The sequence below is a fragment of the Streptomyces sp. NPDC093795 genome, from assembly GCF_044764665.1.
Taxonomy (GTDB): Bacteria; Actinomycetota; Actinomycetes; order Streptomycetales; family Streptomycetaceae; genus Streptomyces.
Genome location: NZ_JBIWIO010000012.1, coordinates 134,795 through 153,315, shown reverse-complemented (window position 1 = coordinate 153,315; position 18,521 = coordinate 134,795). Strand labels below are relative to the sequence as shown.

General features: G+C 71.7%; 19 protein-coding genes. 13 read left to right on the top strand and 6 right to left on the bottom strand.

Features of this window, described 5'->3' with window-relative positions; translation table 11 throughout:
• Positions 1-91: 91 nt before the first annotated feature.
• Positions 92-1,036 carry an RNA polymerase sigma-70 factor gene (locus tag ACIRB7_RS28780; RefSeq protein ID WP_403604070.1) on the bottom strand — a complete coding sequence of 315 codons (945 nt, stop codon included), beginning with the start codon at positions 1,034-1,036 and terminating at the stop codon, positions 92-94.
• A 106-nt stretch (positions 1,037-1,142) separates the two neighbouring features.
• Between ACIRB7_RS28780 and ACIRB7_RS28775 the strand changes: the two genes are divergently transcribed.
• Both ACIRB7_RS28775 and ACIRB7_RS28770 read left to right on the top strand, forming a co-directional pair.
• Positions 1,143-1,508, top strand: a complete 366-nt coding sequence (locus ACIRB7_RS28775; RefSeq protein ID WP_030549674.1) for a PH domain-containing protein — start codon at positions 1,143-1,145, stop codon at positions 1,506-1,508.
• A 135-nt stretch (positions 1,509-1,643) separates the two neighbouring features.
• Complete coding sequence (locus ACIRB7_RS28770; RefSeq protein WP_403604066.1) at positions 1,644-2,477, top strand: BRO family protein; 834 nt, start codon at positions 1,644-1,646, stop codon at positions 2,475-2,477.
• Here ACIRB7_RS28770 and ACIRB7_RS28765 read toward each other — a convergent pair.
• The gene (locus ACIRB7_RS28765) at positions 2,462-2,884 is read right to left on the bottom strand and encodes a hypothetical protein (protein ID WP_403604379.1); all 423 of its coding nucleotides are present in this window, start codon (positions 2,882-2,884) and stop codon (positions 2,462-2,464) included. The genes ACIRB7_RS28770 and ACIRB7_RS28765 overlap by 16 nt on opposite strands.
• A 140-nt stretch (positions 2,885-3,024) precedes the next feature.
• Between ACIRB7_RS28765 and ACIRB7_RS28760 the strand changes: the two genes are divergently transcribed.
• From ACIRB7_RS28760 to ACIRB7_RS28720, 9 genes are all read left to right on the top strand, one after another.
• The gene (locus ACIRB7_RS28760; RefSeq protein ID WP_403604063.1) at positions 3,025-3,912 is read left to right on the top strand and encodes a DUF2797 domain-containing protein; all 888 of its coding nucleotides are present in this window, start codon (positions 3,025-3,027) and stop codon (positions 3,910-3,912) included.
• A gap of 148 nt (positions 3,913-4,060) precedes the next feature.
• On the top strand, positions 4,061-4,396 hold the full coding sequence (locus ACIRB7_RS28755) for an antibiotic biosynthesis monooxygenase family protein (RefSeq protein ID WP_403604060.1): 336 nt from the start codon (positions 4,061-4,063) through the stop codon (positions 4,394-4,396).
• Complete coding sequence (locus ACIRB7_RS28750; protein WP_403604057.1) at positions 4,383-5,306, top strand: amidohydrolase family protein; 924 nt, start codon at positions 4,383-4,385, stop codon at positions 5,304-5,306. The genes ACIRB7_RS28755 and ACIRB7_RS28750 overlap by 14 nt, the downstream gene beginning before the upstream one ends.
• Before the next feature lie 97 nt (positions 5,307-5,403).
• Complete coding sequence (locus ACIRB7_RS28745; RefSeq protein ID WP_403604054.1) at positions 5,404-6,147, top strand: response regulator transcription factor; 744 nt, start codon at positions 5,404-5,406, stop codon at positions 6,145-6,147.
• Positions 6,148-6,153: 6 nt separating this feature from the next.
• The gene (locus ACIRB7_RS28740) at positions 6,154-7,776 is read left to right on the top strand and encodes a sensor histidine kinase (RefSeq protein WP_403604051.1); all 1,623 of its coding nucleotides are present in this window, start codon (positions 6,154-6,156) and stop codon (positions 7,774-7,776) included.
• Positions 7,777-7,802: 26 nt separating this feature from the next.
• Positions 7,803-9,092 carry a glycosyltransferase gene (locus tag ACIRB7_RS28735; protein WP_403604048.1) on the top strand — a complete coding sequence of 430 codons (1,290 nt, stop codon included), beginning with the start codon at positions 7,803-7,805 and terminating at the stop codon, positions 9,090-9,092.
• A complete protein-coding gene (locus ACIRB7_RS28730; protein WP_403604045.1) occupies positions 9,089-11,215 on the top strand; it encodes an ArnT family glycosyltransferase in 2,127 nt (708 codons plus the stop codon). The genes ACIRB7_RS28735 and ACIRB7_RS28730 overlap by 4 nt, the downstream gene beginning before the upstream one ends.
• An 86-nt stretch (positions 11,216-11,301) precedes the next feature.
• Positions 11,302-12,837 (top strand): MFS transporter, encoded by a 1,536-nt coding sequence (locus ACIRB7_RS28725; RefSeq protein ID WP_403604042.1) that lies wholly within the window; start codon positions 11,302-11,304, stop codon positions 12,835-12,837.
• A 44-nt stretch (positions 12,838-12,881) separates the two neighbouring features.
• A complete protein-coding gene (locus ACIRB7_RS28720) occupies positions 12,882-13,661 on the top strand; it encodes a TetR/AcrR family transcriptional regulator (RefSeq protein WP_403604039.1) in 780 nt (259 codons plus the stop codon).
• 117 nt (positions 13,662-13,778) lie between these two features.
• Here ACIRB7_RS28720 and ACIRB7_RS28715 read toward each other — a convergent pair whose 3' ends face one another.
• On the bottom strand, positions 13,779-15,380 hold the full coding sequence (locus ACIRB7_RS28715) for a DHA2 family efflux MFS transporter permease subunit (protein WP_403604036.1): 1,602 nt from the start codon (positions 15,378-15,380) through the stop codon (positions 13,779-13,781).
• Positions 15,381-15,395: 15 nt separating this feature from the next.
• A complete protein-coding gene (locus tag ACIRB7_RS28710; RefSeq protein ID WP_403604033.1) occupies positions 15,396-15,839 on the bottom strand; it encodes a MarR family winged helix-turn-helix transcriptional regulator in 444 nt (147 codons plus the stop codon).
• A gap of 206 nt (positions 15,840-16,045) precedes the next feature.
• On the opposite strand from ACIRB7_RS28710, the gene ACIRB7_RS28705 reads away from it, so the two are divergent.
• Positions 16,046-16,279, top strand: coding sequence for a hypothetical protein (locus tag ACIRB7_RS28705; RefSeq protein ID WP_403604030.1), 234 nt, complete (start codon positions 16,046-16,048; stop codon positions 16,277-16,279).
• A 224-nt stretch (positions 16,280-16,503) separates the two neighbouring features.
• Here ACIRB7_RS28705 and ACIRB7_RS28700 read toward each other — a convergent pair whose 3' ends face one another.
• Positions 16,504-16,746: a hypothetical protein gene (locus ACIRB7_RS28700; protein ID WP_403604028.1), complete on the bottom strand. Its 243-nt coding sequence runs from the start codon at positions 16,744-16,746 to the stop codon at positions 16,504-16,506.
• Between the two features lie 49 nt (positions 16,747-16,795).
• On the opposite strand from ACIRB7_RS28700, the gene ACIRB7_RS28695 reads away from it, so the two are divergent.
• Complete coding sequence (locus ACIRB7_RS28695) at positions 16,796-17,056, top strand: hypothetical protein (RefSeq protein ID WP_403604026.1); 261 nt, start codon at positions 16,796-16,798, stop codon at positions 17,054-17,056.
• A 376-nt stretch (positions 17,057-17,432) separates the two neighbouring features.
• On the opposite strand, the gene ACIRB7_RS28690 is transcribed toward ACIRB7_RS28695, so the two are convergent.
• Entirely contained in the window at positions 17,433-18,356 is a 924-nt protein-coding gene (locus ACIRB7_RS28690; RefSeq protein WP_403604023.1) for an RNA polymerase sigma factor SigF, read from the bottom strand.
• Between the last annotated feature and the right edge of the window lie 165 nt (positions 18,357-18,521).

Below are 18,521 nucleotides of genomic sequence, written 5' to 3'. Positions count from 1 at the left end.
CGTGCTCCTGTCTTCCGCGGGTTTCGCCCCTTGAACCGGGCAGCCCGACGATTCCTGACAGGGGTGCGGTGTGAAGCAGGTCACATCGGGGTCAGGAGAGCGTGAACAGGGGTTCCCCGTGGTCGGCGGCGGCCCACCGCCGGGTCGCACGCCGGAGCTTGTCCGGGTTGACCTGGTTGCGGAACGCGGCGATGCCCTCGGCGTCGATCTGCAGGCACATCACGCCCACCACGAGACCGTCGACGACCGCCACGAGGGCGGGGGCGCCGTTGGCCGCCGTGATGTGGATCTCGGCCGCGCCGCCGACGAGGGCCCGCTTCGCCGGACTGGGCTTGAACAGGCCCCGCATGAACTTCGCGACCGCGACAGCGCCCTCGAACGCCTTGGCGCGCGCCGGGACCTTCCCGCCGCCGTCGCCGATCGAGACGGCGTCCTTGGTGAGCATCCGTACGAGCTGATCGGTCTGCCCGCTGGTGGCGGCCGCGAGGAACTCCTCGACGATCCGCCGGGCGGTGGCCTCGTCGACCTCGGTGCGGGACCTGCCGTCCGCGATGTGCTTCTTGGCGCGGTGGAAGATCTGCTGGCTGGCGGCCTCGGTGACGTCGAGGATCTCGGCGATCTCCCGGTGCGAGTAGTCGAAGGCCTCCCGCAGCACGTACACCGCCCGCTCGTTGGGGGTGAGGCGCTCGAGGAGGGTGAGGACCGCGTACGAGAGCGATTCGCGCTGTTCGGCCGTGTCGGCGGGGCCGAGCATCGGGTCCCCGGCGAGCAGCGGCTCGGGGAGCCACTGGCCCACATACGTCTCGCGTCGCGCGCGGGCCGAGGTGAGCTGGTTGAGGCAGAGGTTGGTGAGGACCTTCGTCAGCCAGGCCTCGGGGACCTCGATGCGGTCCACGTCGGCGGCCTGCCAGCGCAGGAACGTGTCCTGGACGGCGTCCTCGGCCTCGCTCGCGGAGCCCAGGAGGCGGTAGGCGATGGCCTCCAGGCGTGGCGTGGAGGCGGTGAACCGATCCATGTCGTTCACGGTCAGGGCCATGGTCGCGATCCTAGCTTCCGCCGCCGACACGGCGATCGGGAACCTTGCCTTCGGGGGACGCGGGGTCGGATGATCGTTCTTTCACTTCGAATGTGGGGGCTGGGACATGGCACTCTTCGGGAACGCGCACGCGATCGATCCGGCGCAGGCGCAGCAGGACTACGCGCGGCTGCTCGGGCAGGGGGAGCAGGTGCACGCCGCGTACCTGCTGATCCGCGACACGATCTTCTTCACCGACCGTCGGCTCGTGCTGGTCGACAAGCAGGGCATCACCGGCAAGAAGGTCGAGTACCACTCGATCCCGTACCGGAGCATCACGCACTTCGCCGTCGAGACCGCCGGCACCTTCGACCTGGACGCCGAGCTGAAGATCTGGATCTCGGGCAGCCAGCTGCCCGTGCAGAAGACCTTCACCAAGGGCGTCGACATCTACGAGGTGCAGGCGATCCTCACGCAGTTCGTCGCCAAGTAGACGCCGAGGGGGGAGGAAGGCCCCCGGGATTCCCAAGGAAACCCGGGGGGCCTTCCCCTTTTGGGTGAACCTGTCTGATTTGCATGTCAGTTGAATATGCCTTCGGCCTAACTTGCGTGGCGGAGGTGATGTTCGATGGACGCGATCGACATCGATGACTTGGTGTACGCCGCCACCGGCGCGCCCCTGCGGCGCCTGACCGCGCCCGACGGGGCCCACTGGTTCCCGGTGGTGGACGTCGCGAAACGCCTGGGATACGCCGGGTCGCGGGAGGCGCTGCGGACCGTGGCGTTGCCCGAGGCGTGCCTGGCGCCCGCGCGGGAGCTCACCGGGAAGGACGGGTTCCCCGGCCTCCCCGGCCGGTACGGGATCAGGGCGTCTACGCGGATGGTGAGCCTCCAGGGGCTCGTCCAGCTCGTCGGGGCGTGTCGAAGACCGGAGGCCGGGCCCTTCCGGGCCTGGGTGGGCGAGGTCGTGGCGGCGGTCCAGCGGTACGGCGGCTACGGGCTCGAACCCTCCCCGGTGCACACCGGGTTCGTGCTGCCGCCGGAGCTGGTCGACGTTCTCGTACGGCTCGAGGGGCGGTTCGACGAGCAGGCCCCCGCGTATGCCGAGCACGCCGAGTACGCGGAGCTGCTCCGCGAGACCCGGCGGAGCCTCTCAAGGGTCGCCGACTCCCTTGAGAGGCTCTCCGTGCCCCGTCAGCGCTCCGGAGCCGCCGTAGCGCTCACCCCGCAGCAGCTCGTCGAGTCCTGGTCCGTCGCCGGGGACCTGCGGACGGTCGCCGTCTGCCTCGCCCCCGCCCTGGTCCGGGGCGGTGTCCGCTACCGGACCCAGGACATCACCCGGCGCACCGGTCTCTCCCGCGAGCGCGTCCGGGACTGCGTACGCACCCTCGTCGAACGCGGCTGCATACGGGAGGTCGGCGGATCCGACGGGGGCGGGGCGCGGATCTACGTCCTGCCCTGAGGCACCCGCCCGGGCTGCGGCGCCACCGCCACCACCTGGTACGCGTCCGCGTAGACGATCCTGCCCGGCCGCGCCGACTCCAGGCGTACGCAGGGCACGCCGTGGTCGCGCAGGATGCGCAGGTACGGGGTCACCCGGGCCAGCGCCTCGGTCGCCGTCGGGCGGAACCAGGCGGCGGCCCCCGGGTTCAGATGCGGGTCGTAGACCGTGGGGTCGGTCGCCGTGGGGTTCGGGAAGTGGGCGTCGTACCAGTCGTTCGACGCGCGCCAGACGGCGTACTCCTCGGGGGAGAGCCTGCCCTCCCGCGCCAGCGCGTTGGCCAGACCGAAGACGCCGGGGTGATGTCCCTTGGGGCTCCTGGTCGGGGACTGGAAGCGGGTGTGGCGGAGACTGGGGGGCCGGCGCAGGGACGGTGGCTGTGGCTGTGGCTGGGGCTGTGGCACGGGCAGGGGCAGGGGCAGCGGTTGTGGCAGGGGTGCTCGCACAGAGGCAGCTTGCACCAGGAGCGTCGGGTCGTGCCGTGGTGTGCGTGTGGAGGAGGAGCGGCGTGGAGTGGCGTTGTCGGGGGATCACCTGGACCGGCGGGGCGCCCGGGCTGAGGTGGCAGGGCGGGAAGGTCAGCCCCCTCTCGTACGGGCAACCGCTCGCCTTCCGGGCCGTGGGGGAGCGGCGCTGCCCCGGTGCCCGGGGGAACCCCTGCCCCCTGGACGCCGTCGTGCCCGGCCGTGCGACCGGTGGGCGCTGCCCGGAGTGCGCGCGGCTCGACCGCGCCCATTCCGTCGCCGCCGACACCTTCCTGGACGATCCGCGGCCGTACCGCGTGTACCTGGCCTGGTTCGGGCCCGGCATGACCAAGGTGGGGATCACCGCCGAGGCCCGGGGCGAGGCACGGCTCCTCGAACAGGGCGCCATCACCTTCAGCTGGCTCGGGCGGGGGCCGCTGATGGCCGCCCGGCGGACCGAGGAGGTACTCCGGCAGGCGCTGGGAGTCCCCGACCGGGTGGCGTACGAGCGGAAGCGCGCCGCCCGGCACGCCCTGCCGTCCGCGCCCGACCGGGCCGGGGAGGTCGAGGCGCTGCACCGGCGTGCGGCAGCGGTCGGCGGCTGGACGGAGACCCTGGAACCGCTGGAGTTCGCCCCGCGCGACCACGTCGAAGCCTTCGGTCTCGACGGGTTGCCGCCGCTCGCCGGCACGGTCTCCGAACTGGTCGACGGTGGGGTCGTCAGCGGACGGCTGCTCGCCGCCGCCGGGCCCGATGTGCACCTCCTCGACCCCGCCGGGCGCTGTCTCGCCCTCGACACCCGGCTGATGGGCGGGTGGGTGCTCCAGAGTGCCGGGAAGGGTGGGGAAGGGGAGGAGGGGGGCGAGTTCTCGGTGCCGGTTGCACCGGTGATCGCCGCCGATCCGGAGAGCGCTCAGGGCGAGCTTTTCTGACGCTCAGGGGGAGCTTTTCCGACGCTCAACGGCGAGCTTCTCTGACGCTCCGGCCGGGACGGCTCCGGGAAAGCCGCTTCGTAAAGTCTTGGATCCCTTTGCCCCGCAGCCGTGGACAGGCCCGTCCGGCCCCGGCGAGGGTGATCACATGACCCAGAAGCTGGTGGCGGGCATCGAACCGCCGTATTACACCGCCCTGTTCACCTCCGTCCGGCCCGAGGCTCCCGAGGGATACGCCGAGACCAACACCCGCATGCAGGAGATCGTCAAGGAGATCCCCGGCTTCCTCGGCTACGAGGCCGCCCGCAGCCCCGGGGGCATCGGCATCACCGTCGCCTACTTCCGCGACCTGGAGTCCCTCGACGCCTGGCGCCTCGACACCGAGCACCAGGCCGCCAAGGCGTACGGCCGCGAGCACTGGTACGAGAGCTACAGCGTCCACATCGGCAAGGTCGAGCGGAGCTACAGCTATGAGCGGGAGTGACGGCCCGGCGGACACGGCTGGCGAGGTCGGCGCGGTCGGTACTGCCGACATCCCCGCGCTGCTCGCGCGCCTCGGGATTCCCGGGCTCGTCGACGTGCACACGCACTTCATGCCGAAGAACGTCCTCGACAAGGTCTGGGCCTACTTCGACGCCGTCGGCCCCCTGACCGGCCTGGACTGGCCCATCACCTACCGCGAGGAGGAGGACCGCCGGCTCGCCCTCCTGCGCGGGTTCGGGGCCGTCGCCTTCACCGCGATGCTCTACCCGCACAAGCCCGGCATGGGCGCCTGGCTGAACTCCTGGGCCGCGGACTTCGCCGCCCGTACCCCCGACTGTCTGCACACCGCGACCTTCTTCCCCGAGCCGGGCGTCGAGCGGTACGTCCACCAGGCGCTCGACGCCGGAGCCCGCGTCTTCAAGGTGCATCTCCAGGTCGGCGGCTTCGACCCGAGCGGCAGCGAGCTGGACTCCGTGTGGGGGAACCTCGCGGACAGCGGCACTCCCGTCGTCGTCCACTGCGGCTCCGGGCCCACGCCGGGGAACTTCACCGGTCCCGGGCCCATGGGGAGGCTGCTGGCCCGACACCCCCGGCTGCGGGTGATCGTCGCCCACATGGGGATGCCCGAGTACAGCGACTTCCTCGACCTCACCCAGCGGTACGACGGCGTCCACCTCGACACCACCATGGCCTTCACCGACTTCAGTGAGCGGCTCGCGCCCTTCCCCGCGGCGGAGCTGAAGCGGCTCGTCGACCTCGGCGACCGGATCCTCCTCGGCTCCGACTTCCCGAACATCCCGTATCCGTACGCGCATCAGCTCCACGCGCTCGAACGCCTCGGGCTCGGGGACGACTGGCTCCGGCGGGTCCTGTACGAGAACGGGGCCGCGTTGTTTCACGTGAAACCGTGAAACCGTGACACGGAGCCAGAGGTTCTGAGGTCCTTTCTCAGCGAATTCACAGGAAAGGGAAAGAGGGCTCTCAGCGGCGGCCGACAGCGTGGGCCCCATGACCGTCACCACACGCCGCCCCGGCACCCGCGCCGACATGCTCCGTGCCGACGGCACCGCCGTCCGCGTCCTCGTCGTCGACGACGAGGCCTCGCTCGCCGAACTCCTCTCCATGGCCCTGCGCTACGAGGGCTGGCAGGTGCGGAGCGCCGGGGACGGCGCCGCCGCCCTGCGCGCCGTACGCGAGTTCCGGCCCGACGCCGTTCTCCTCGACATGATGCTCCCCGACGCCGACGGGCTCAGCCTTCTCGGCTCGATCCGGCGCGAGCTGCCGGACGTGCCGGTGCTGTTCCTGACGGCGAAGGACGCCGTCGAGGACCGGATCGCCGGACTCACCGCCGGTGGCGACGACTACGTCACCAAGCCGTTCAGCCTGGAGGAGGTCGTCGCCCGGCTGCGCGGTCTCATCCGCAGGTCCGGGGTGGCGGAGGCGCGCAGCGAGTCACTGCTCACGGTCGGGGACCTCACTCTCGACGAGGACAGCCACGAGGTCACCCGGGGCGGGGAGTCGATCCACCTCACCGCCACCGAGTTCGAGCTGCTGCGCTACCTCATGCGCAATCCGCGCCGGGTGCTCAGCAAGGCGCAGATCCTCGACCGGGTCTGGTCGTACGACTTCGGCGGCCAGGCCAACGTCGTCGAGCTCTACATCTCCTATCTGCGCCGGAAGATCGACGTGGGCCGCGCCCCGATGATCCACACCCGGCGGGGAGCCGGTTACCTCATCAAGCCGGGGGAGTAGCGTCCCGTGCGCGTACGACGCCGGCGGCCGTGGTCGCTGCGCACCCGGCTCGTCGTCTCTGCGGTCGCTCTGATCGCGGTCGTCGCGGCCGTCATCGGCGCGGTCACGACGATCGCTTTCCGCTCGTATCTGTACGACCAGGCCGACGAGCAGCTCCACAACGTCTCGAGACGCGCGTCGGGCCCGCCGGCCGCCATGGCCCCCGGGCCCGGTCTGCCCGACCCGGGCCGGGTGAAGGACCCGCTCTCGTTCGTGCAGGGCCCCGGCGCTCCGATCGGCACGCTCGGCGCGGTCCTGGTCGACGGCGAACTGACCTCGGCCGGCTACTCGGACGAGGAAGAGGACGAGGTCCAGAGCGAGGGCGAGGGCGTGGGCTCGGGCGAGGCCGACAACGGGGCCGCGTTCGAGGCCGAGGCCGGGGACGGCGGGAGGTACGGGCGGAACGTCCGGACCACGGAGCTCGACGCGCCCCAGCGGGCCGCGCTGGCCGCCGTTCCCCGCGACGGCGAGCCGCACACCGTCGAGCTGCCCGGCGGCCTCGGCTCGTACCGGGCCGAGTACGCCGTCGGGGTCCAGGGCGCGTTCCTCACCGGCATCCCGCTCGCCGGGGTCGAGAAGGCGCTGTCCACCCTCGTCCTCGTCGAGCTGAGCGTCACGGGCGCCGGGCTCGTCGCGGCCTCGCTCGCCGGGACCGTGCTCGTCGGGGTGGCCCTGCGGCCGCTGCGGCGGGTCGTCGCCACCGCGGGCCAGGTCGCCCAGCTGCCGCTGCACAGCGGCGAGGTGGCGCTCCATCAGCGGGTCCCGGAGACGGAGGCCGATCCTCGGACCGAGGTCGGGCAGGTCGGCGCCGCCCTCAACCGGATGCTCGACCACGTCCGCTCGGCCCTCGAAGCCCGCCAGGAGAGCGAGACCCGGGTCCGGCAGTTCGTCGCGGACGCCAGCCACGAACTGCGCACCCCGCTGGCCTCGATCCGGGGGTACGCGGAGCTGACCCGGCGCGGCCGGGAGCAGTGCGGGCCCGACACCCGGCACGCGCTCGGCCGCATCGAGTCCGAGGCGACCCGGATGACGGGCCTGGTGGAGGACCTGCTGCTGCTCGCCCGGCTCGACGCCGGGCGCCCCCTCTCGTACGAGACCACCGACCTCGTGCCCCTCGTGGTGGACGCGGTCAGCGACGCCCGGGCTGCCGGGCCCGAGCACCACTGGCGCCTCGACCTCCCCTCGGACCAGGTGGTCGTACGGGCCGACGGCGCCCGCCTTCAGCAGGTGCTCGTCAACCTCCTCGCCAACGCCCGTACCCACACCCCGCCCGGCACGAAGGTCACCGCCCGCGTCCGTACGGAGCACGGCGCGGCGCTCGTCGACATCGCGGACGACGGGCCCGGCATCCCGTCCGAGCTGCTGCCCTCCGTCTTCGAGCGGTTCGCGCGCGGCGACGCCTCCCGCTCCCGGCAGGCCGGATCCACCGGCCTCGGGCTCGCCATCGTGCGCGCGGTCGTCCTTGCCCACGGCGGCGAGGTGAGCGTCGAAACCGCCCCCGGCCGGACCGTGTTCACCGTCCTGCTGCCCGCGGACCAGGACGTCCGTCCGGACTCACAGGCGGGGCACAGGCTCATCACACGGCCGTGACAGCGGCCCCGGCGAGTGTCGGTGCCATGCGAACCCCAATGATCGCGGGGCCCACGTCCACGGCCTCCGGAAGGACCGACGCCCTCCCCGCGCGGGAACACCTGCCGGTGAACATCGCGGGGCGGCCCGTCCTGGACGTGGTCATCCCCGTCTACAACGAGGAGAAGGACCTGGAGCCGTGCGTCCGCCGGCTCCACGAGCACCTCCTCCGGACCTTCCCGTACGGCTTCCGCATCACCGTCGCCGACAACGCCTCCACCGACACCACCCCCGCCGTCGCCGCCGGCCTCGCCGCCGAGGTCCCCGAGGTGCGCTCCGTACGGCTCGAACAGAAGGGGCGCGGCCGGGCGCTGCGGACGGTCTGGTCGGGCTCGGACGCGCCCGTCCTCGCCTACATGGACGTCGACCTCTCCACCGATCTGAACGCCCTGCTGCCGCTGGTCGCGCCGCTCATCTCCGGCCACTCCGACCTGGCGATCGGCTCTCGGCTCGCCCGCTCCTCGCGGGTGGTGCGCGGGCCGAAGCGGGAGTTCATCTCCCGGGCCTACAACCTGATCCTGCGCGGCTCGCTCGCCGCCCGGTTCTCCGACGCGCAGTGCGGATTCAAGGCGATACGGCGGGATGTCGCCGAGCGGCTGCTTCCGATGGTCGAGGACACCGGCTGGTTCTTCGACACCGAGCTGCTCGTCCTCGCCGAGCGGGCCGGGCTGCGCATCCACGAGGTGCCGGTCGACTGGGTCGACGACCCCGACTCGACCGTGCACATCGTCAGGACGGCGACCGACGACCTGAAGGGCGTCTGGCGGGTGGGGAGGGCCCTCGCGACGGGTTCGCTGCCCCTCGACCGGCTGGCCAGGCCCTTCGGGGACGACCCCCGGGACCGGGAGCTCAGCGGGGTGCCCGGCGGACTCGCCCGGCAGCTGGTGGGGTTCTGCGTGGTGGGGGTCCTGTCCACGCTCTTCTACCTCGCCCTGTACTCGGCCTTCCGGCTCGGTGTGGGCCCGCAGTTCGCCAACGCCGCCGCCCTCCTCGTCTCCGCTGTCGCCAACACGGCGGCCAACCGGCGGCTCACCTTCGGGGTACGCGGCCGGGGCGGGGCCGTCCGCCACCAGGCGCAGGGCCTGGTGGTCTTCGCCATCGGCCTGGCCCTGACCAGCGGTTCGCTCGCCGCCCTCGGCGCGGCGACCGGCGATCCGGCGCACTCCACCGAGCTCGCCGTCCTGGTCGTCGCCAACCTCGCCGCGACCGTCCTGCGCTTTCTTCTCTTCCGGCTCTGGGTCTTCCCGGACCGCGTCTCCTCAAGGAACGAACGATGACCACCCCGTCCACCGCCGTCCATGCCGCGCCCCGCGCCGGCCGGCTCACCCGGCTGTGGCGCGGACGCGCCGAGGACGCCCCCTGGGTCCGGCCCGCCTTCCTCGGCCTGCTCGCCGTGACCACCGCGCTCTACCTCTGGAACCTGAGCGCCTCCGGCTACGCCAACTCCTTCTACTCCGCGGCCGTCCAGGCGGGCTCCGAGAGCTGGAAGGCCTTCCTCTTCGGCTCGCTCGACGCGGCCAACGCCATCACCGTCGACAAGCCGCCGGCCGCCCTCTGGCCGATGGCCCTCTCCGTCCGTCTCTTCGGACTCGGCTCCTGGCAGATCCTCGTGCCCGAGGTGCTCATGGGCGTGGCCACCGTCGCCGTGCTCTACGCGGCCGTACGACGCCGGTTCGGCGCGGGCGCGGGCCTGATCGCGGGCGGGGTGCTCGCGCTGACGCCCGTCGCCGCGCTGATGTTCCGCTTCAACAACCCGGACGCGCTGCTCGCGCTGCTCATGACGGTGGCCGTGTACTGCGTGCTGCGCGCCCTGGAGCAGGACGGGGGAGCGGCGCGGTGGCTCGTGTGGGCCGGGGTGGCCTTCGGGTTCGCGTTCCTCGCGAAGACCCTCCAGGCCTTCCTGATCCTGCCGCCGCTCGCCCTCGTCTACGGGGTGTGCGCTCCGGGCGCGATCGGGCGCCGGATCGGCCGCCTCGCCCTCGCCGGGCTCGCGATGCTCGCGTCGGCGGGCTGGTGGGTGGCCCTGGTCGAGCTGTGGCCGGCGTCCTCCCGCCCGTACGTCGGAGGCTCGCAGAACAACAGCTTCCTCGAACTGACCTTCGGCTACAACGGCCTCGGCCGCATCAACGGCAACGAGACCGGCAGCGTCGGCGGCGGGGGCCGTGGCGGCGGGCAGGGCGGCGGCTGGGGCGAGACCGGCATCGGCCGCATGTTCAACGACTCGGTCGGCGGCCAGATCTCCTGGCTGCTGCCGGCCGCGCTCGTCCTGCTCGTCGCGGGGCTCGTCGTCACCTGGCGGGCGCCCAGGACGGACACGGCCCGGTCCGCGTTCCTGGTGTGGGGCGGCTCGCTGCTGATCACCCTGGCCGTGTTCAGCTTCATGGCCGGCATCTTCCACGAGTACTACACGGTGGCCCTGGCACCGTACGTCGCGGCGCTCGTCGGTATGGGCGCGGCCGTGCTGTGGGAGGAACGCACCCGGTGGGTCGAGTCGGCGGCCCTCGCGGTGACGGTGTCGGTGACGGCCTGGTGGGCGTGGACGCTGCTCGGCCGTACGCCGGAGTGGCTGCCGTGGCTGCGCTGGGCGGTCCTGGTGGCGGGCGCGGTGGCCGCGCTCGGCCTGCTGTTCGCGGGCCGGCTGGACCGGCGGCTCGGGCTCGGGTTCGCGGGCCTCGGCCTGGCGGCGGGGCTCGCGGGGCCGTTCGCGTACACCCTGGCGACGGTGGACTCCGCCCACCAGGGCTCGATCGTGACGGCGGGCCCGGCGGGCCCGGCGGGCGCGGGCTTCGGCGGGATGCGCGGCGGGCCCGGCGGCGGCCGGGACGGCGGCATGCGGATGGCGTACGGCTTCCCGGGCGGCGGCGGTCAAGGCCCCGGCGGTCAAGGCCAGCCTCCCGGCGCCCAGGGACAAGGCCGGATGCAGCCCCCGGGCCAGGGCCAGGGCCAGCTGCCCGCCAACGGCAACGCCACCGGCAACACCAACACCCCCGGCCCCGAGCGCGGCGGTACGGGCGGCGGCATGGGCGGTCTGCTCAACGGCGCGAGCGTCGGTACGGAGGCGAAGGCGGCCCTGCTCAAGGACGCCGACGACTACCCCTGGGCCGCGGCCGCGGTCGGCGCCCAGAACGCGGCCAGCTACCAGCTCGCCACCGAGAAGCCGGTCATGGCGATCGGCGGCTTCAACGGCAGCGACCCGTCCCCGACGCTCGACGAGTTCAAGCGGTACGTCGCCAAGGGCAAGATCCACTACTTCATCGGTTCCGGTGGTGGAGGCGGCGGGGGCGGGGGCGGCATGGGCGGCAACGGCACCAGCGCCCAGATCACCGCATGGGTCCAGGCCACCTTCGAGCAGGTCACGGTAGGCAGTTCCACGCTCTACGACCTCACGTCCGCCACGTAACCGTGAAGTAATCGCTATACAGCGTACGAGAGCCCTTGTACGGTGTACGAGACCCAGTCCCGTACACCGTACAAGGAGCCCTGTCCATGACGGCGACGACCGCCGCGAACGAACCGCCCGCCGCCCCGGCCGCAGGCGGTCACCCCCAGCGCTGGCTGATCCTCGGCGTCATCTGCCTGGCCCAGCTCACCGTGCTGCTCGACAACACCGTCCTCGGCGTCGCCATCCCCTCGCTGACCACGGAGCTCCACGCCTCCACCAGCGACATCCAGTGGATGATCAACGCCTACTCGCTCGTCCAGTCCGGCCTGCTCCTGACCGCGGGCAACGCCGCCGACCGCTACGGCCGCAAGAAGCTGCTCGTCGCCGGTCTCGCGCTCTTCGGCCTCGGCTCGCTCGCCGCCGGCCTCGCCGACTCCACGGCCCAGCTCATCGCCGCCCGCGCGGGCATGGGTGTCGGCGGCGCGCTCCTCATGACCACGACCCTCGCCGTCGTCATGCAGATCTTCGACGACTCCGAGCGGGTCAAGGCGATCGCGCTCTGGGCCACCGTCAGCTCGCTCGGCTTCGCCGCCGGGCCGCTCATCGGCGGTGTCGTCATCGAGCACTTCTGGTGGGGAATGATCTTCCTCATCAACATCCCGGTGGCCCTCGTCGGCCTGATCGCCGTCATCAAGCTCGTACCGGAGTCGAAGAACCCCCAGGGCGACCGCCCCGACCTGCTCGGCGCGCTGCTCTCCACCATCGGCATGACCGCCGCCGTGTACGCGATCATCACGGGCCCCGAGCACGGCTGGACCTCGGCCGAGGTGCTCGTCCCGGCCGCGATCGGGGTCGTCGTCCTCGCCGCCTTCGCGCTGTGGGAGCTGCGGATCCCGTACCCGATGCTCGACATGCACTTCTTCCGCAACCAGAAGTTCGTGGGGGCCGTCGCCGGCGCGATCCTGGTCATGTTCGGCATGGGCGGCTCGCTCTTCCTCCTCACCCAGCACCTGCAGTTCGTCCTCGGCTACGAGCCGCTGGAAGCAGGTCTGCGGATGGCGCCGCTCGCGCTGACCGTCGTCGTGCTCAACCTCAGCGGCGTCGGCCCGCGGATCGTGATGAAGCTCGGCACCCCGCCCACCGTAGCCGTCGGCATGACCCTCGTCGCGGCCGGACTCGGCTCGATCGCCCTGATCGGCGGCGGCACGGACGGCACCTACTGGGGCATGCTCCTCGGCCTGGTCCTGATGGGCATCGGCCTCGCCGTCTCCAACCCGGCCATGGCCAACGCGATCATGAGCGCGATCCCGCCGGAGAAGGCCGGTGTGGGCGCGGGCATCAACGGCACCCTCGCCGAGTTCGGCAACGGCCTCGGCGTCGCCGTCCTCGGCGCCGTGCTCAACGCCCGCTTCGCCGCCCTCGTCGCCGTCACCGCGACCTCGTTGCCCGCTGCCCTCGCGGCGGCCGGGAGCGACGCCGAACGGGCGGAGATCTCCGGCGCCTTCGCCTCGGGCCTCCAGACCAGCCAGCTCGTGGGCGCCGTCGCCGTCTTCGCCGGCGGTCTCCTGGCGGCGGCCCTGCTGAAGCGGGCCGAGCGCACGGAGAACTCCCTTGCCTCCGGGCAGCCGGTCGATGCCTAGCATGGTCACCCTGGTCACGGACCACTGACAGACGGAGGAACGCGATGGTCAAGGCAGCCGATCGGGCCAAGAACCCGGCGCGTTCCAGCGTGTGGCTGGAGAACCGGGCCGCCCGCAGCGGCGGCGGCCCGGCCGGGCTCGACCGCGACCGGATCGTCGCCGCCGCGATCCGGATGCTCGACGAGGAGGGCCTGGCCGGACTGTCGATGCGCAAGCTCGCGGCCGAGCTGAACGTCACCGCGATGTCCCTCTACTGGTACGTGGACACCAAGGACGACATCATCGAGTTCGCCATGGACAGCGTGTACGGCGAGTTCGACCTGGCGGCGATCGACGCCGCCGACGGCTGGCGGGACATGATCCGGGTGCTCGCCCTCGAATACCGCCGGATGCTGGTCCGCCACCCGTGGATGTCGCCGAGCGCCGGGCAGTACCTGAACATCGGCCCGCACGCGATCGCCGTCGGCGGCAAGATCCAGGAGGCGATCGGCGGCACCGGCCTGCCGATCGACCGTCAGCCCAGCGCGACCTCGGCGGTCTTCCAGTTCGTGTACGGCTACGGGACGATCGAGTCCCAGTTCGGGCGGCGTGCGGCGGAGGCCGGGATGTCGCAGGACGACTTCTACGTGGAGTCCGTCAAGGCCTTCCGCGAGAATCCGGGCTTCGCGGATGCCATCGAACCCATGGCGGAGATCCTCGACGAGCGGGCCTCGCACGGCAGCGTCACCGAGATCTGGGACCGGGACTTCGCCTACGCCCTGGACGTCCTGGTCGCCGGCATCGAGGCGATGGTTTCACGTGAAACCGAGGCCCGTGACGCCTAGGCCCGTGCAACCGAGGCCCGTGCAACCGGAACATGACGGAGCGGCGGGCCGTCCCCTGCCCGCCGCTCCGTACGTGACCCGGCCGCGCCTCCGCTCGAAGCGCCGCCGGGAGTCTCGTCACCCCTTGTCGGCCGTCTCCGAGCCGCTCTTCAGCGCGACCTCCTTGATGAACAACGTCACCACGAAGGCGAGCAGCGCGAAGGGCGCCGAGTAGAGGAAGACATCGGCGACACCGTGTCCGTACGCGTCCTCCATGACCGTCCGGATCGGGGCCGGCAGCTTGTCCATGTCGGGGATGCCGCCGCCCGAGCCGCCCTGGCCCATGGCGCCCGCGGCCTTCGGACCGAGTTCGGTCAGGCCTTCCTTGACGTAGTTCGCGACCCGGTGGGCCATGACCGCGCCGAGCGCCGAGACACCGATCGCACCGCCCAGGGAGCGGAAGAAGGTGACGACGGAGGAGGCGGCGCCGAGGTCGGCGGGGTCCACCTGGTTCTGGGTGCAGAGGACCAGGTTCTGCATCATCATGCCGAGGCCGAGGCCGAGGAGGGCCATGAAGAGCGCGATGTGCCAGTACGCCGTGTCGTAGCGGATCGTGCCGAGCAGACCGAGACCGCCGGCGGCGAAGGCGCCACCGCTGACCAGCCACGCCTTCCACCTGCCGGTCTTGGTGATGACCAGACCGGAGACGGTGGAGGAGACGAACAGGCCCGCGATCATCGGGATGGTGAGGACGCCGGACATCGTCGGCGACTCGTTCCGCGCCAGCTGGAAGTACTGGCTGAAGAAGACCGTGCCCGCGAACATCGCGACACCCACGAAGAGCGAGGCGAGCGAGGCGAGGGTGATCGTGCGGTTCCGGAAGAGACGGAGCGGGATGATCGGCTCGCTCGCCCTCGACTCGACGAGGACGAAGATCCCGCCGAGGGCGATCGCGCCGAGCACCATGACGGCCGTCTGCCAGGACATCCAGTCGTACTTGTCGCCGGCGAAGGTGACCCAGACGAGCAGCAGGGAGACAGCGGCGCTGATGAAGAGGGCACCGGCCCAGTCGACCTTCACCTGACGCTTCACGACCGGCAGCTTGAGGGTCTTCTGCAGGACGACGAGCGCGATGAACGCGAACGGCACGCCCACGTAGAAGCACCAGCGCCAGCCGAGCCAGTCGGTGTCGGTGATGACACCGCCGAGCAGCGGGCCGCCGACGGTGGCGACGGCGAAGGTCGCGCCCAGGTAGCCGCTGTACCGGCCGCGCTCACGCGGGGCGATCATCGCGGCCAGGATGATCTGGGAGAGGGCGGTCAGACCGCCGACGCCGATGCCCTGGACGACACGGCAGGCGATGAGCATGCCGGTGCTCTGCGAGAGACCGGCGACGATCGAGCCCGCGACGTAGATGATCAGGGCTATCTGGACGAGCAGCTTCTTGGAGAAGAGGTCCGCGAGCTTGCCCCAGAGCGGGGTGGTCGCGGTCATCGAGAGCAGCGCGGCCGTGACCACCCAGGTGTAGGCGGACTGCCCGCCGCCCAGATCGGTGATGATCTGGGGCAGGGCGTTGGAGACGATCGTCGACGACAGGATCGCGACGAACATGCCGAGCAGCAGCCCGGACAGCGCCTCCATGATCTGCTTGTGCGTCATCGGGGCGCCGCCGGAGGCGAGGTCCCCCTCCTTGGCGCTCCCGCCGCGCACACCGGTCTCTGGTGTGGTCGTCGTAGCCATCAACTTCCTTCGTTCTCAAGCGTGGTGGGCCCGGCAGTCCCCGAAGGAATCGCGGAGGCGGGCGAGCAGACGGGTGAGCAGCTCGACGTCGTCGTCGGACCACTCCACGAGGGTGCGGGCGAGCATGTCGGTCAGCCGTCGGTCGAGGACGGCGAGCATGTCCTCGCCCGCGTGGGTCAGGTGCAGGATGCGGGAGCGCCGGTCGGCGGGGTCGGGCAGTCGCTCGACCCAGCCGCGGTCCACGGTGTGGGCCACGTGGCGGCTGCTGACGGACATGTCGACGGCCATCAGCTCGGACACGCGGCCCATCCGCATGTCGCCGTGGTGGTGGAGCAGGGCGAGGACGATCGCGGAGCCGCTGGGGCACTCGGCCGGCAGGGTCCGCGCGAGTCCGCGCTTCACCGCCCCGATGGCGCTCACCTGGCGGGCGAGCTTCTCGTACCGATTGGCTGTGTCCATCGGGCACTCCATGGTCCGGGCACTCCAGGCATCTTGTTGCTTAGGGCAACCATAGAGATGGATGGTTGCTCCAGGCAAACTAAAGCGGTCAAACGGCGCTAAAGAATAGGCAAAGGCAAGCCGGGGGCCGGTCGCGGCGAGATCGGGGGCGGGATGTGGGCGGTGGGCTTGGGCCCTTCACCCCGACTTCGCTAGGGTCCTGGCCCATGGCACACAACCCCCAAGCACCGTACGGCCAGGGCCAGCCTCAGGGTCAGAACCCCGAGGGTTACGACCCCGCCGGCAACACGCAGATGTTCCGCGCCTTCGTCGACGAGGCCCCGCAGCAGCGGCAGCCGCAGGTCGTGGCCTCCTCGGGCGGCCCGCGGGTCGGCATGATCGTCGGCGTGGTCGCGGTGATCGTCGTCCTGGCGGCGGTCGCCTGGCTGGCGCTGACCTGACCGCTCCCCACGCTCCACACGCCCAGGGTGGGCCGGATCCGCGTCGTGCGGCCCCGGCCCACCCTTCTTTACGGAGTCACGGAGTCACGGAGGCACGGAGTCGGGAGCGCGGTGCACTGCCGCAGCTGTACGCGGCGACCGATTAGGGCATGACGGGCGCCGGGTTCATCGGCCCCGACGGCCTGGGGGAGCTGTCGGACGGCTGGCCGACGTGCGCTTCCCTGTCACCGCCAGCTGACGGTGACCTGCTCGGTGTCGATCCGCATGCCGAGCGGGACCCGCCAGGAGTCCACGCAGACGGTGTACGTCTCCGTCCGCGCCGCCCCGGCGGCGATCGGCGCGGGCAGCGGCTGGGTGGAGGTGAGTGTCGCCCAGTCGACGCCCAGGGCGCCGATGACGTGCGTGGCGAAGGTGACCGTGCCCGACTGGGCGGCCCTGCCGCCGCTGTTCCGGAAGGTGACGGTCACCCGCTCGCACCACCGTCGGTCCCCGTCCGCGAGAAGGGGCGCGGAGACGGTGAGCACGGCGGGCCCGGGCGTCGGGACGGGAGTGGTGGGGGCCGGTGCGGGTGTGCCGGTGCCGGGCGCGGGCCGGGAGGGCGAGGCGGAGGGGGTACGCGGAGGAGTGCTGCCGCCGGGGCGCGGTGCCGGGCCGCCGGTGGAGCCGGAGCCGCCCGTACCGCCGGGCGCGGTCGTCGGAGCCGTACTCGACCCCGTACTCGACCCCGAACCCGAACCTGTACCCGTACTGACATCCGTACCGGAGGTACCGGAGTGACCGGACCCACCAGCGGCGCCTGACGTACTGGCCGGAGAGTCCGCCGGCGACGTACCCGGGCCCGGTTCCTGACCACGGCCCCGCTCCGGAACCCCCTCCGGTGTCGGCGACGACGTGCTGGAGGTCGTACCGCTGGCCTTCGGGTCGTCCAGGGGGACCAGGGCGACCGCGCCCGAGGGGGTGGCCGCGCCTTTCGGTGAGGGGCCGGCGCCCACCGCCGCGTACCCCTCGCCGTCTCCTCCGCCGCCACAGGCGGTCAGCGCCCCGCCGAGGCAGAGCGCCACCGCTACGAGTCCCGGCTTCCTTCGCCTCATGGCGTCAGTGTGACTGACGGTCCGTCAGGAAGGGAGCCTTTCCACGGAACTGGCTGTCGGTCCTACTCCCCGATGAGGCCCTCGCGCAGCTGGGCGAGGGTGCGGGTGAGGAGCCGCGAGACGTGCATCTGGGAGATGCCGACCTCCTCGCCGATCTGCGACTGGGTCATGTTGGCGAAGAAGCGCAGCATGATGATCTGCCGCTCCCTGGGCGGCAGTTTGGCGAGCAGCGGCTTGAGCGACTCGCGGTACTCGACTCCCTCCAGCGCCGTGTCCTCGTAGCCGAGCCGGTCCGCGAGCGAGCCCTCGCCGCCGTCGTCCTCCGGGGAGGGGGAGTCGAGCGAGGAGGCGGTGTACGCGTTGCCGACGGCGAGGCCGTCGACGACGTCCTCCTCCGACACCCCGAGTACGGCCGCGAGTTCGGGCACGGTGGGCGAGCGGTCGAGCTTCTGCGCGAGCTCGTCGCTGGCCTTGGTGAGGGCGAGGCGCAGCTCCTGGAGCCGGCGCGGGACCCGCACCGACCAGGAGGTGTCGCGGAAGAAGCGCTTGATCTCACCGACGACCGTCGGCATCGCGAACGTCGGGAACTCCACGCCCCGTTCGCAGTCGAAGCGGTCGATCGCCTTGATCAGTCCGATGGTGCCGACCTGGACGATGTCCTCCATCGGCTCGTTCCGCGAACGGAAGCGGGCCGCCGCGTACCGCACGAGGGGGAGGTTGAGCTCGATGAGGGTGTCGCGGACGTAGGTCCGCTCCGGGCTGTCGGTGGCGGCGCCTTCGGTGTCGAGGGCGCGCAGCCGCAGGAAGAGGGAGCGGGAGAGGGTGCGGGTGTCGAGGGCTCCGGTCGTGACGACCATCGGCGGAGGCGCGGTCTCCGCGCTCAGCACGGTCTCCACGGTGTCGGCCGCGGTCGGCGCCGTCGTCTGCGTGGGCACGGGAACGGGCGTGAGCGTGAGCACCTTCGAGCTGCCCAGTTCTGTGGACATGCCACCCCCTTGAGGTCGCGGACGGTCGCGGTGGCCGCGACCATCTGAGGAACGCAGCTTCCACCTGAATACCGGCGGCGGGGCTGCGGCAAACTCGGTTCCAGCAGAATGTCACATGTCGGCAACACGCTGTAGTGACTTGTCGACAAGCCGAGGGTGCATTTC